We start from the raw sequence: 12,877 nt of genomic DNA on the forward strand, positions 1-12,877 counted from the left end.
CCACCGCGCCCCTGGTCGGCGTCGTCATGGGATCCGACTCCGACTGGCGAGTGATGAGCGACGCCTCACAGTCGCTGACGGACTTCGGGATCCCGCACGAGGTGGAGGTCGTCTCGGCGCACCGAACCCCCGACAAGCTGATGAAGTACGCGCGCGAGGCGCGCTCTCGCGGCATCCGCGTGATCATCGCCGGCGCCGGGGGCGCCGCGCACCTGCCGGGCATGCTCGCCTCGATGACGGCGCTGCCGGTCATCGGCGTGCCGGTCCCGCTCGCCTTCCTCGACGGCATGGACTCGCTCCTCTCCATCGTGCAGATGCCGGCAGGCATCCCGGTCGCCACGGTCTCCATCGGGGGAGCGCGCAACGCCGGCATCCTCGCCGCCCGCATCCTCGGCACGTCCGACGACGACCTCGCCGATCGCGTCGAGGCGTACGCCCTCGATCTCGAGGCTCAGGTCGAGGAGAAGAACGAGCGGCTGAAGGGCTCGCTGTGACCCTTGCGCCACCGCGAGGCTCGGCGCGCCCTCTGATCGAGACCCGTCCGCTACGGCACCCGAACACCGCCGACGCCGGGTCGATGACCAAGCGCGCCTGGTGGCTGGTGGTGCTCAACCTCTTCGTGCCGGGTTCGGCGCAGGTGCTCGCCGGTGATCGACGACTCGGTCGCTTCGGGCTCGGAGCCACACTGCTCGCCTGGTTCCTCGTGATCGTCGGCGCCGGTCTCGCACTCTTCGCCCGCCCGGTGCTGCTGTGGCTGACCGTGGGCGGAGGGTGGTTCTCCGCGGTCGTCCTGACCCTCGTCCAGGTCCTGCTCATCGGCTACCTCGTGCTGTGGATCGTCCTCACCTTCGACGCGCTGCGCCTCGTGCGCCTCGTGAAAGTGCCGGGTCCCTCGAAGTTCGCGATCCCGCTCGTCGCCCTGCTGCTGCTCGGATTGGTGGGAACGGGAACCGGGTACGCGGCGTCCTACGTCGGAACCGCCCGCGGAACGATCAACACGATCTTCGGCGAGAGTGGTCCGAGCCTGCCGCCGAGCGAGGGCTACTACAACATCCTCCTGCTCGGAGCCGACAGCGGCGACGGTCGGGACTCGATGCGGTACGACAGCATCTCCGTGGTCTCCGTGAACGCGACCAGCGGCGCCGTGACCATCACGGGCATTCCGCGAGAGCTCCCGCACGCGCCGTTCAGCGAGGGCAGCCCGATGCAGGCGCTGTACCCGAACGGGTTCGAAGGGCATAATTCGAGCTCCTGCGGCTGGAACGGCTGGATGAACCACGTTCGCAACGCCGCCGAGGTCTGCCGCGACGACGACGGCGCAGGGCTCTATCCCGACGCCGCCTCTCACGGCTCCGACCCCGGGATCGAGGCCACGAAGGATGCCGCCGAAGGCGTCCTCGGCATCGAGATCCCCTACTACGTGTTCGTCGACATGCACGGCTTCGCGGCCCTCGTCGATGCGCTCGGCGGCGTGGACGTCAACGTCACGGAACGGCTCCCGAAGGGTGGTCCGCCCGAGGGCGTGGACCCCCACGACGTCGACGCCTGGGCGTCGGGATGGATCGAGGTCGGTCAGCAGCACATGGACGGCGACACCGCCCAGTGGTACGCGCGCTCGCGGTACACCACGAGCGATTGGGACCGGATGAAGCGCCAGCGTGAGCTGCAGGAGGCGATCCTCGCGCAGTTCACTCCGCAGACCGTGCTGACGCGATTCAACGAGGTCGCTGCGGCGGGTACCGCGCTCATCAGCACGGATCTCCCTCAGGACAAGCTCCCCGAGTTCTTCGATCTCATGACGAAGGCCCGAGAGCAGCCGGTCACGACGGTCGAGCTCACCCCCGACAACGGGGTCGACGAGCACTCGCCGAACTACGACTACATCCACCAGCTGATGCAGCAGACCCTGCACCCGCCGACGGAGACCCCGACACCCACGCCCTGAGCGGTGCCGGGTGGGGCCGGACCGGAGGGGCCGGCTCGCCGGTGAGCATCGGACGGAACCGGCAGGTCGATGAACCGGCCCGTTAACGAACCCACGGCCGCCACCTGAGAGTTAAGGTAGCGGCCGTGGGCCTCCGGTTCGGGCCGGATTCACTGAACGACGGTGATCGGAGGGGGAGGGACCACCGCCGTCCAGCCGACACCCGCCGAAGCGGGGTCCGATCTAGGCGCGCTTGCGGCGCACGACACCGGTGGCGACGAGCGCTCCACCGGCCAGAAGAGCCGCAGCGCCACCGCCGACGACCCAGGGCGACACGCTGCCACCGGTGAGGGCGAGCTCGAGCCCGCCTCCGGTCAGGGGCATCTCCGTGCCGGACGCCGCGACGCCCGGGTCGTGGTCGCAGCGCACGGCTTCATCGTGCCCGTGCGAGACCGTGATGGTCGCCGTGTAGGAACGAGATCCCGAGAACGTGAGCGCGTAGGATCCCTCACCGTCGGCAGGCGGACGGAAGGTCACGACCAGGCTGCCGTCGGCAGCCGCCGTGTTCCCCGAGACCGCCGATTCTCCGGCGTTGTGACCTGACACGGAGACACCGACCGTCTCGGACGGCAGGAAGTACCCCGCGCCGAAGGTGACGGTGGATACATCGCAGATGCCGATGATCGGATCGTCGACCCCCACGCCAGGCGTGCCGGAGTACGTGTCGGACTCGGACGGAACGGTCAACGGCGCAGCAGTGGCAACGGCAGGAGCCATCAACACGATCGCGCCAGCGGCAAGGCTGATGGCAGCCAGTTTCTTCAGCATGATTCTCCCCAGAAATTCACGCGGAATCGCATCCGGACACACCCCTGCGTCCGATTGCGTGGATGACCCTGTCCCCACGACAGAATTGCACCCAGATATTCCCCAGTGAGACCGACACTACATCATCGGATCGGGAAAGTCACGAGGCGCACTGCAGTTCTTCTCGGGAGATCTCGGGGTCGCTGATCATCGGCGTGTGATCGACCACGGTGAGTCGCTCGCCGGCGCCGGTGCCCTGGTACTCGAGGGTGATCGTGGACGACTCGCCGGGGGCGAGCAGTACCTCGTGCTGCACGGCGGCGCGTGTGCCGAGGAGGGCCGTCTGGACGCTCTCCTGCTCACCGTCGCGGTCGATGTGCGACGCGGTGGCGCCTTCGGGCCCGTACACCGTGATCAGAGTCCGGACGGATCCGGGCGGGACTCCGTAGAACCCGTTCGCCGTGACGTACGGCGGCAGGGTGGTGCCCGCATCCGCCGGCGCGTCGTTCGTCCAGGTGACCCGCACCTGGGTGGTCGGTTCGCCGTCGCAGACCCCCACCGAGGTGGTGATGGAGGCATCCGTGTAGTAGTCCATCTTGCCGCCGGTGGTGTCGTTCACCAGCACGCCCACATGCGTCTCCGTGTCGTCGACGGGGAGAGCGCCGCCGAGCGACGACGCGGCAAGCATCTTCTGCTCGCCTTCGTGCGCGCTCCAGATGCGGATCCGGTGCTGCTCGGCCGAATCGGCCAGCGCGGCCACGAGGTCCTTCGGATCGGCGGTCGACAGCGCCGCCGACAGCAGTGCTCCCGCCGCCTGCGAGAAGACCTCGTCCTGGGCCGCAGGATCGGGGACCGCGGCGTAGATCTCCGAGAGCAGGAAGTTCACCACCGTCTCGTGCGTGACGCTGAACGGTCCGAACGTGAGCGGGCCCGTCGCCTTCAGGAGGCTCTCGGTCATGACCGCGTCCACGGCGACGACGCCGTCGATCGGCTGGCCGAACCGGTTCTGCCAGCGGGCCGCTATCGCGGGGCCCGCCTCGGTGAAGTCGGGAATGCTCGTCAGGTTCTGCATGTACCGGCCGGGGCGGTCTTCGAACAGCGCGACGGTCGACTCGCTGAGCGGGAGGGGGTCGTCGAGCTTCGGGAAGTCGGGTACCGATGCCTGCTGCACGAGGGTGACCCGTCCGTTCTCCGCGTGCAGCAGCGCGATGGCTCCGATGATGCCTCCGGAAGAGCGCAGCTCCGCATTGTTCTGCATCGCCAGGACGTAGTTGCGGGGGCCGTCCGCACCCAGCATGCTCGGCAGCAGCGCGGCCGCACCGTGCAGCGATCCGACCACGGTCGCTGCCTGGGTGACGGTAGAGCGCATCTCGCGCACCGCATCGGCGAGCGGGGGGAGTGTCGCATCCGCATCGATCCGGAGAGCGCGGTCCTGCGCCGCGCTCAGTGTCGTGCTCGCGTCCGCGAGCGACGGCTCGATGGCGGCGAAAGGGGCGAGGTCGACGGCGCCGTTCGACAGGCCGAGGCTGGCGAGGTTCAGAGCGCCGGCGGCGTCGAGCACCGGCACGAGCGCATCGGAGGCGACGTCGTCGGCGATCTCGGCGACGTCGCTCACGGCCGCGAAGTTCGGTCCGAGCCAGGGGAGGATGCCGAAGGCGTGCCAGACGGGATCGGAGGTGAGGTCGTGCGCGGACCCGGCATGATGCGCGATGCGGGACGAGAGAGAGGCGGCCTTCTCGAGATCACCCTGGCCGACAGCCTCCTTGAGCGTCGACGACGACGTCGCCACCTGCTGCAGGTCGTTCACGGCACCGATGCCGCGCACCGTCACCCACCCGATCGCGAGCACGAGAATCGTCAGGATCACGCCGAGGGTCCACCGCAACCACCGACGACGTACAGGAAGGCGTCCGTCACTCACTCCTGCATTCAAGCACGAAGCGGGATATCGCCGGTACGGCGGAGCGCGTGCGCCCCACGCGGCCGTGCTCCGGGGTTCTCCAGCTGCGGACGGCTACTGTTGTCGCATGGGTGCTCGGCTGCGTGTTGTTCTGGATCAGCTGACGCATGTCGTCGACGGGAATCATGCGTTCGCGTCATCGGATCTCGCCGCAGCACTGGTCGCGACCGCACCGTCCGGATGCGAGGTCGAGGCGATCGTGCCCGCCGGGGCCGAGGTGTCGATCCGCGGGATCGCGGATGTCCGCAGGCTCTCGCTCGCGCGCCGCGAGCTCGCCGGATCGTGGCAGCTGGGGATCCCGGCCGGCGCGGGTGACGGCCTCATCCACTCGGCGACTCTGATGGCGCCGCTCGTGCGGCACGACCGGGTGCACGATCATGACCAGACGACGGTCACTCTCTGGGATCTGCGCGCGTGGGACGCCCCGCAGCTGCTGCCCAAGTCGACGGTGTCCTGGCAGCGCGCGATGCTCAAGAGAGCCGTCAAGCATGCGGACGCCGTCGTGGTTCCCTCGCACGCGATCGCGGCCCGACTCGGGGAGATCACGAAGCTGGGCGACCGGATCCGCGTGATCTCCGGTGCGGTCCCGTCGTCGTTCGTCGTGCCGTTCGACGCCGCCGCGCGACGCACCGCTCTGTCGCTTCCCGCGTCCTACGTCGTCGTCACCGGCGCCGCCGACTCCCTCGAGACCGGATTCCGCGCGGCTCTCGCGACGGGCCGAGACGCCGTCGTCCTCGACGCCCCGGAGGGTGGAGAGCCGGCCCTCGCCGAGATCGCCGCGGCGGTCGGTCTGCCCGAGGCCCGCGCGCACATCCGCGGAGTGCTGTCGACGGAGGACCGCGCCGCCGTCTTCGCCGCCGCCGCCGCGATGGTCGCCACGGATGCCGGAGCCGGGTGGCCCTGGCGTGCGGTCGAGGCGATGACCCTCGGCGTCCCCGTGGTCGCCGTCGAGAGCGGTGTGCACCACGACGTGATCGCGGACGGCGGCATGATCGTCGACGCCGCGGATGCTCCGGACGCCGCCGTCGACGCCGTCGGCGACGGCGCGAGAAGGCTCAGCGTCCTCGGTGCGGACCGCTCGAGGTCGTTCTCCTGGCTCGGTGCCGCCGAGCGGGTGTGGGGCCTGCACGCCGATCTCTGAGCGGGTGCCGGGCCCGTCAGGAGCGCATGAGCTCGACGGCATCCGCACTGGGGCCGTCGAAGCGCACCTTGCCGTCCTGCAGCAGGATGCCGCGCTCGCACAGGTGCGAGACCATGTTCAGATCGTGGCTCACCACCACCAGGGTCTTGCCCTGGGCGTGGAGCTCGCGCACGCGAGCGAGGCACTTCTTCTGGAAGGGCTCGTCGCCGACAGAGAGGATCTCGTCGATCAGGAGCACGTCCAGATGCGTGTGGATCGCGACCGAGAACGCCAGGCGCAGGAACATCCCGGAGGAGTAGTGCTTGACCTCGGTGTCGATGAACTTCTCGATCTCGCTGAACTCGACGATGGAGTCGAACTGCTCCTTCGTCTCCTTCTTCGACATGCCGAGGATGGCCGCGTTCAGGTAGACGTTCTCGCGACCCGACAGGTCCGGGTGGAATCCGGCGCCGACCTCGATCAGTCCCGCGACCCGACCCCGGGTGCGCACCTGTCCCTCGTCGGGGCGCAGCACGCCGGAGATGAGCTTGAGCATCGTCGACTTGCCCGAGCCGTTGAAGCCGAGCAGCGCGACGGCCTCGCCCTCGCCGATCTCGAAGGAGATGCCGTCGAGCGCCTGGAACTCCGAGGTGAGGGGCTTGCGGCGCATCGCGGCGACGAAGGTCTCCTTCATGGAGTGCGTGTGGCGCAGCTTGAAGTGCTTGTGCACATCCTCGACGAGGATGCGGGGAGCATCAGAGATCCTGGGCAAAGCGACCCTCCAGACGGCGGAAGACGATCTCGCCGATGATCAGGATGACGATGGAGACGGCGAGAGCGATCACCGCGTGGAACCACAGCGACGGCAGCGGCTCGGCGTTCGCGGGATTCAGCGCGTGCCAGATGCCGTAGTGGAAGAGCTCGACGGCACCGGTGATCGGGTTCAGCGCGTACAGCTGGAACAGCCACTCGGGGACCTTCGTCGCCACCATCTGCCACTGGTACATCACCGGCGATGCCCAGACCGAGATCATGACGATGATCTCCACGAAGCTCTGTGCGTCGCGGAAGGTGACGTTGATCGCGCCGAAGAGCAGTCCGAGGCCCGTCGCGAGCAGCGAGATGATGACGAGACCCAGCACGAGCGCGGCGACGCCGACGAGGCTCGGAGACCATCCGTAGAAGAGGGCGATCACCAGCACCACGATGATCTGCGGGACCGTGTTGATGGCCGCGACCATCGTGCTCGCGACCGGGAACATCTGCCGCGGGAAATAGATCTTCTTGATCAGCGCGGCGTTCTCGACGAGGGACTTCGTGGCGTTCGCGAAAGACTCGTTGAAGAACGTCACCGCGGTGATGCCCGACAGGAGGTAGATCGGGTAGTACTCGATGCTGTCGTTCAGTCGCAGGAAGACACCCAGTGCGAAGTAGAAGACGAGGAACTGGATCAGCGGCTTGACGTACGACCACAGCCACCCGAGCACGGAGCCGCGGTAGCGGATGCCGACCTCTTTGCGGACGATCAGGCTGAGCAGGTAACGACGACGGAACACGTCGAGCAGTCCAGTGCTCGATCCGGGTTGCGTCAGTCGCAGCTCGGCGGGCACAGATGTTTGCGACATGGCGTCCTCGTCACCTCCGTCAGACGTCCGGTTCGGGGGGGAACGCCTCGTCAATCATAGGTTCTCCGAATCGTGCGCTCCGTCAGGGGGCGCTCGAGCGGTGTGTCGGTGGTCCCCCAGACGAACCTCGATAGGATCGACGCCGGTGGCCGACGTCCGGTCAGGTACGAGAAAGGCGCTGCGCACATGGGATGGTTCGACCTGGGTCTGGCCGTGCTGGTCACCGCCGGCCTCGTCCTCGTCCCGGGGTTCGCCGTCGCATGGCTGCTCGGCGCTCGCGGTCATGTCGCGTGGGCGCTGGCCGTCCCCGCCGGTGTCACGGTCATCGTCCTCGCCGCGCTCGGCGCGCCCCTCGTCGGCTGGGAATGGGGGATCCTTCCGGTTCTCGCCGTGACCGCGGTGATCGCGGCCATCGCGGCCGTCCTCCGGTTGGCGCCCTGGTTCTCCGTCTCCGCCCTGCGCCTCGACGTCAGCCTCGGACGCGCGGCGCTGCTGTCCGTCGTCGGTGCGATCCTCGTCGTGGTCGCACAGCTGATCCTCGTCATCGGCACCCCCGAGAACATCTCGCAGACGTTCGACAACATCTTCCATCTCAATGCCATCCGCTACGCCCTCGACACCGGCTCCGTCTCGCCTCTGACGATCGGCTCGATGACGAGCGCCGCGACCGGCGGGCTGCCGTTCTATCCGTCCGGCTGGCACGCGGTCGCCTCGCTGGTCGTGCAGCTGGCGGGGGTGAGCATCCCGGTCGCGTCCAACGCCGTGATGATCTTCTTCGCCGCCTTCGCGTGGCCGGTGACGATCCTGCTCCTGACCCGGGTGCTCGCCGGCTCGTCGACCCCCGTCATGGTGGTGGCCGCCGCGATCAGCGTGGCGATCCCGGCGTTCCCGCTGCTGCTCGTCGACTACGGCGTCCTCTTCCCGTACATGATGTCCCTGAGCATGATCGGCGTGCCGTTGGCGCTCATCGTCGCCGCGAGCGCGCGTCGGTCCTGGAGCGAACGATGGCCCTTCGCGGTGGGTGCGCTCGGCTCGGTCCCCGCCGTCGCGATCGCACACCCCGGCGGCCTCGTCGCCCTTCTCGTCTTCACGACGGTCGTGCTGCTGGTGCTCTGGGTGCGGCTGCTGCTCTCGCGCCCGACCGCGCGAGCCAAGGTCGTCTCGACGGCGTGCGCCGCGGCCTATGCGGTCGTGGTGCTGGCAGCGTGGTACGTGCTGCGTCCGCCGATCGACGCACGCTCGTGGTTGCCGACCGAGACCGTCGGGCAGGCCGTCGGCGAAGTCCTGACGGCATCGGTCTGGTCCGCTCCCGTCAACGTGGTGGTGGCCGCCCTCGTGATCGCCGGACTCGTCGTCTGCCTTCGCCGCCGCTCCGTGACGGACTGGATCGCGGTCGGCTTCTTCGCTGCGGCGGCAGGGCTCTACATCGTGGTCTCGGGTCTGCCGTATCTCGTGCAGCGCGACCTGCTGACGGGAGCCTGGTACAACAACGCCCCTCGCCTCGCCGCGCTGCTCGCGATCGCCTGGGTTCCTGTCGCAGCGATCGGTGGACACGCCCTCTGGGGCGTTCTGAGGCGCTGGAGCGCGAAGGTGCGGTCCGCGCGAGTTCGACGCCTGGCCCTCGCCGCGGTCGCCGTCGTCGTGCTCGTGCTCCTGCCGCAGGCGGGGAGCATGCGCCAGGCGGTCGCTTCCGCCCACGGCGCCTTCGCGACGACGGACGAGTCGCCGCTCCTGACGTCCGATGAGCTCGCGCTGATCGAGAGGCTCGACGACGAGGTCCCCGAAGACGCCGTCATCCTCGGCAGCCCGTGGACGGGTACGGCACTGGCCTACGCGATCGCTGATCGCGAGGTCGTGATGCCGCACACCCTGATGGACATCACCGAGGAGATGTCCGTGCTGCTCGATCGGCTCGACAGCGCGCGCCCGGGATCGGAGGAGGTGTGCTCGGCGATCGACGCCCTCGACGTGGAGTACGTGCTCGACTTCGGAACCCAGGAGATCAACGACGGCGAGCACCCCTACAAGGGACTCGATCGACTGCGCACGTCGAAGTCCGTCGAGAAGGTCGACCAGGTCGGCGACGCCGTGCTGTACAAGGTCGTGCTCTGCGGATGAGCGCGACCGACGATCGCGGATGCCGCGGTCATCGTACGAGGGAAGGAATCAGATGACTCTGGAGATCTTCGTGCCCTTCTGGGGCGATCCCGGACTGCTGCGTGAGACGGTCGACTCCGTTCGCGCCCAACGCGACGAGGACTGGCACCTGATCGTCATCGACGACTGCTATCCCGATGACTCCGTGCCCGCGTACTTCGCGGAGATCGACGACGAGCGCATCACGTACGTGCGCAACGAGACGAACCTGGGCATCACCGAGAACTATCGCGAGGCGATCCGCCGCGCGACGACGTCGCACATCACGATCCTCGGCTGCGACGACCTGCTGCATCCGAACTACGTGCAGGTCGTCAAACGGGTGATCCGTCAGCGTCCCGAGGTCGACGTCATCCAGCCGGGAGTCGAGGTGATCGACGAGACGGGGCGGGTGGTCCGACCGCTCGTCGACCGCGTCAAGCAGGGGATGCTGGCCCCTCGGGGTGGCGAGGGCATCGCTCTGCTGTCGGGCGAGCGCATGGCCACCAGCCTCATCCGGGGCGATTGGCTGTACTGGCCCTCGCTCACCTTCCGCACCGAGACCCTGCAGCGCATAGATTTCCGCGACGGCCTGCCCATCATCCAGGACCTCGCTCTGCTCATGGACGTCGCCTTCGACGGGGGGACGCTCGCGTACGTTCCCGAACTCGCCTTCTCGTATCGCCGCCACGGCTCGAGCGCATCCCAGAAGACGCTGCTCGACGGCCGACGCTTCCGCGACGAGCGCGCCTACTTCGCGATCGCCCGGGATCTGGCGCGGGAGAAGGGGTGGCGTCGCACGAGTGCCGTCGCCCGTGCCCGGATCATGTCGCGGCTGCACGCCGTGAGCGAGCTCCCCGGTGTCATCCGGCACGGCGATCGCGCTGGGATACAATCGACGCTGGCGCACATCTTCGCCGTCTGAGTGGCGAGCAGGCGCGCCGGATCGCCTGGTCGACACACCCTGCAGGAGGCTTTCGTATGTCCGAACACGTGCTCATCACCGGCGGGGCCGGTTTCATCGGCACCCGGCTCGCGGCCCGGTTCGCTCGCGACGGACACCGGGTGACCGTGCTGGACTCGTTGAGCCCGCAGGTGCATGGGAATGATCCCGAGACCACGTCGCCGCTGCTGCGGTCGCTGGACGGCATCGCCGACGTCGTCGTCGGCACTGTCACCTCGACGGACGACCTGCGCACCGCCCTCGAGGGGGCGACCATCGTCATCCACCTCGCGGCCGAGACCGGCACGGGGCAGTCGATGTACGAGATCGACCGCTACGTCGACGCGAACGTCGGGGGCACGGCCAAGCTGCTCGACCTGCTCGCCAACGAGGACCACGGAGTGCGCCGCATCGTGATCGCCTCCTCCCGGTCGATCTACGGCGAAGGCACCTACGTCACCGAAGACGGTCGTCGCGTCCACCCTCCGCATCGTGCGGACGCCGACATGTCGGCGGGCGACTTCGACGTGCATGCGGCGGGGGAGGGGCCGATCAGCCTCGTCCCGACGGACGAGAGCGCGCTGCTGCATCCGTCCTCCGTGTACGGCATCACCAAGCAGATGCAGGAGTCGCTGGTGATGACGGTCGCGCCGACGATCGGGATCGAGGGCACGTCCGTCCGGTATCAGAACGTGTACGGCCCCGGCCAGTCGCTCAAGAACCCGTACACCGGGATCCTCTCGATCTTCTCGACGCTCATCCGTCAGGGCAAGGAGATCAACATCTTCGAGGACGGCGAGGAGAGCCGAGACTTCGTCTACATCGACGACGTGGTCGAGGCGACCTTCCTCGCCGCCACCGACCCGCGCGCGGCGGGGGAGACCTTCAACGTCGGTTCCGGTGTGGCGACCACGGTGAACGAGGTCGTCGCCGCGCTGTTCGACGCGTTCGGACGCGAGGTTCCCACGCGGATCTCGGGCAACTACCGGCTGGGCGACATCCGGCACAACGTCGCAGACACCACTCGGCTGAGGGAGACCCTCGGGTTCACGCCGCAGGTGCCCTTCCGCGAGGGCGTCAGGACCTTCGTCGAATGGGTGCTCACCGAGCCGATCGAGGCAGACGGATATCAGCGATCGCTCGACGAGATGAGCAAGCGGAACCTCCTGAAGTGACGCACTCGCTGCTGCGGGCCCGGGAGTTCCCCTATCGGAAGAACAGTCTCAACCTGTTCCGTCTCGTGCTCGCGTTCCTGGTGCTGCTGGCACACGGCTACTACGTCGTCGGCCGCACGGACAGCCCGGGCTTCAACGGAGAGAACCTCGGCGGATGGGCGGTCATCGGGTTCTTCGTGCTCAGCGGGTTCCTGATCACGCGTTCGAGGATGCGCACCGATCCGGGCACCTTCCTGCTGCACCGGATCGCGCGCATCATGCCGGCGTTCGTGGTGTGCCTGCTGGTCACGGCGCTCGTGTTCGGCCCGATCGCACAGCTCCTCACACACGGGAGCCTCGCCGGCTACTTCACGACGGACCCGACTCCGCTCGAGTATGTCTGGGGCAACCTCTTCCTCCGCATCGAGCACTATCAGATCGGCACGTCGCTCTCCGACGTGCCGTATCCGAACGCCTGGAACGGCTCGCTGTGGACCCTCTACTTCGAGTTCCTCTGCTACCTGAGCGTCTGGGTGCTGGGCGGTCTCGCCGTGTTCCGGCGGTCCATCTCCGTCGTCGCGGGTCTCTGGGCGGCGTCCGTGATCGTGCGTGTCTGCTACGCCATGGGCGTGACCGGGGGCCTCGACGGCAACTTCGGCCTCTTCAGCCGCCTGCTGCCCTACTTCCTGGGCGGGTCGCTGATCTACCTGGTCGTGCAGCGATGGGGTCTGGTGCCGTTGGTGGGGATGATCAGCATCCCGCTCGCTGCCGTGCTGATGGTGTTCGTCCCCGTCGCAGGCGGACCGATCGCCGCGCCCCTCATCGGCTACGCGCTGCTCTACCTGTCGACGGTGATCCCGCAGCCGGCATGGATCGCGCGCAACGACGTCTCGTACGGCTTCTACATCTACGCCTGGCCGGTGCAGCAGCTCGTGGTGATCCTCGGCGGAGCGGGTCTCGGGATCGCGGTCTACACGGGCATCACGACCGTGGTGACGTTCGCCCTGGGCTGGCTGAGCTGGATGCTCGTCGAGCGCCACTTCATCCGCTTCGCGCGTGGCTCTCAGAAGTCCGAGAAGGCGGTGCTCACGCCCGCCGGCGCCGCTGCGCCGTCCGCCGACGCGCCTCCCGCCACAGCCGGATGAGCAGGAGGCGCGAGCGCAGCGCCGCACCGACACCTCGAGGCCGTGACGACGACGCGTTGGCAT

At 68.2% G+C, this 12,877-nt stretch carries 11 protein-coding genes; 7 read left to right on the forward strand and 4 right to left on the reverse strand.

Features of this window, described 5'->3' with window-relative positions; all coding sequences use genetic code 11:
- Positions 1 to 26 precede the first annotated feature (26 nt).
- Together purE and ABTZ43_RS11010 are read left to right on the forward strand one after the other, a co-directional pair.
- Complete coding sequence (gene purE, locus ABTZ43_RS11005) at positions 27 to 494, forward strand: 5-(carboxyamino)imidazole ribonucleotide mutase (protein WP_056419398.1); 468 nt, start codon at positions 27 to 29, stop codon at positions 492 to 494.
- Between the two features lie 83 nt (positions 495 to 577).
- Positions 578 to 1,945 carry an LCP family protein gene (locus ABTZ43_RS11010; RefSeq protein WP_350538820.1) on the forward strand — a complete coding sequence of 456 codons (1,368 nt, stop codon included), beginning with the start codon at positions 578 to 580 and terminating at the stop codon, positions 1,943 to 1,945.
- Between the two features lie 222 nt (positions 1,946 to 2,167).
- On the opposite strand, the gene ABTZ43_RS11015 is transcribed toward ABTZ43_RS11010, so the two are convergent.
- Both ABTZ43_RS11015 and ABTZ43_RS11020 read right to left on the reverse strand, forming a co-directional pair.
- A complete protein-coding gene (locus ABTZ43_RS11015) occupies positions 2,168 to 2,752 on the reverse strand; it encodes an LAVTG motif-containing sortase-dependent surface protein (protein ID WP_056416332.1) in 585 nt (194 codons plus the stop codon).
- A gap of 139 nt (positions 2,753 to 2,891) precedes the next feature.
- On the reverse strand, positions 2,892 to 4,652 hold the full coding sequence (locus ABTZ43_RS11020; RefSeq protein ID WP_350538821.1) for a DUF4012 domain-containing protein: 1,761 nt from the start codon (positions 4,650 to 4,652) through the stop codon (positions 2,892 to 2,894).
- 106 nt (positions 4,653 to 4,758) lie between these two features.
- Here ABTZ43_RS11020 and ABTZ43_RS11025 point away from each other — a divergent pair, with 106 nt between their 5' ends.
- A complete protein-coding gene (locus tag ABTZ43_RS11025) occupies positions 4,759 to 5,832 on the forward strand; it encodes a glycosyltransferase (protein WP_350538822.1) in 1,074 nt (357 codons plus the stop codon).
- A gap of 16 nt (positions 5,833 to 5,848) precedes the next feature.
- On the opposite strand, the gene ABTZ43_RS11030 is transcribed toward ABTZ43_RS11025, so the two are convergent.
- Both ABTZ43_RS11030 and ABTZ43_RS11035 read right to left on the reverse strand, forming a co-directional pair.
- Complete coding sequence (locus ABTZ43_RS11030) at positions 5,849 to 6,583, reverse strand: ABC transporter ATP-binding protein (RefSeq protein ID WP_056416340.1); 735 nt, start codon at positions 6,581 to 6,583, stop codon at positions 5,849 to 5,851.
- On the reverse strand, positions 6,567 to 7,436 hold the full coding sequence (locus ABTZ43_RS11035) for an ABC transporter permease (protein WP_350538823.1): 870 nt from the start codon (positions 7,434 to 7,436) through the stop codon (positions 6,567 to 6,569). Before ABTZ43_RS11035 ends, ABTZ43_RS11030 begins: the two co-directional genes overlap by 17 nt.
- A gap of 186 nt (positions 7,437 to 7,622) precedes the next feature.
- Here ABTZ43_RS11035 and ABTZ43_RS11040 point away from each other — a divergent pair, with 186 nt between their 5' ends.
- The 4 genes from ABTZ43_RS11040 to ABTZ43_RS11055 are packed head-to-tail and all read left to right on the forward strand — an operon-like array spanning position 7,623 to position 12,814.
- On the forward strand, positions 7,623 to 9,554 hold the full coding sequence (locus ABTZ43_RS11040; RefSeq protein WP_350538824.1) for a DUF6541 family protein: 1,932 nt from the start codon (positions 7,623 to 7,625) through the stop codon (positions 9,552 to 9,554).
- A gap of 52 nt (positions 9,555 to 9,606) precedes the next feature.
- Positions 9,607 to 10,497 carry a glycosyltransferase family 2 protein gene (locus tag ABTZ43_RS11045; protein ID WP_350538825.1) on the forward strand — a complete coding sequence of 297 codons (891 nt, stop codon included), beginning with the start codon at positions 9,607 to 9,609 and terminating at the stop codon, positions 10,495 to 10,497.
- Positions 10,498 to 10,553: 56 nt separating this feature from the next.
- Positions 10,554 to 11,690 carry an NAD-dependent epimerase/dehydratase family protein gene (locus ABTZ43_RS11050; protein WP_056416351.1) on the forward strand — a complete coding sequence of 379 codons (1,137 nt, stop codon included), beginning with the start codon at positions 10,554 to 10,556 and terminating at the stop codon, positions 11,688 to 11,690.
- Complete coding sequence (locus ABTZ43_RS11055; RefSeq protein ID WP_056416354.1) at positions 11,687 to 12,814, forward strand: acyltransferase family protein; 1,128 nt, start codon at positions 11,687 to 11,689, stop codon at positions 12,812 to 12,814. Before ABTZ43_RS11050 ends, ABTZ43_RS11055 begins: the two co-directional genes overlap by 4 nt.
- The last annotated feature ends 63 nt before the right edge of the window (positions 12,815 to 12,877 follow it).

The sequence above is a fragment of the Microbacterium sp. NPDC097977 genome (assembly GCF_040302605.1).
In the GTDB taxonomy this organism is placed as follows: domain Bacteria; phylum Actinomycetota; class Actinomycetes; order Actinomycetales; family Microbacteriaceae; genus Microbacterium.

Excerpts from the sequence above, each read along its gene's own strand:
- ABTZ43_RS11040 (WP_350538824.1), top strand. The coding sequence starts at position 7,623 with ATGGGATGGTTCGACCTGGGTCTGGCCGTGCTGGTCACCGCCGGCCTC.
- ABTZ43_RS11010 (WP_350538820.1), top strand. The coding sequence starts at position 578 with ATGACCAAGCGCGCCTGGTGGCTGGTGGTGCTCAACCTCTTCGTGCCG.
- ABTZ43_RS11050 (WP_056416351.1), top strand. The coding sequence starts at position 10,554 with ATGTCCGAACACGTGCTCATCACCGGCGGGGCCGGTTTCATCGGCACC.
- ABTZ43_RS11045 (WP_350538825.1), top strand. The coding sequence starts at position 9,607 with ATGACTCTGGAGATCTTCGTGCCCTTCTGGGGCGATCCCGGACTGCTG.
- ABTZ43_RS11015 (WP_056416332.1), bottom strand. The coding sequence starts at position 2,752 with ATGCTGAAGAAACTGGCTGCCATCAGCCTTGCCGCTGGCGCGATCGTG.
- purE (WP_056419398.1), top strand. The coding sequence starts at position 27 with ATGGGATCCGACTCCGACTGGCGAGTGATGAGCGACGCCTCACAGTCG.
- ABTZ43_RS11035 (WP_350538823.1), bottom strand. The coding sequence starts at position 7,436 with ATGTCGCAAACATCTGTGCCCGCCGAGCTGCGACTGACGCAACCCGGA.
- ABTZ43_RS11025 (WP_350538822.1), top strand. The coding sequence starts at position 4,759 with ATGGGTGCTCGGCTGCGTGTTGTTCTGGATCAGCTGACGCATGTCGTC.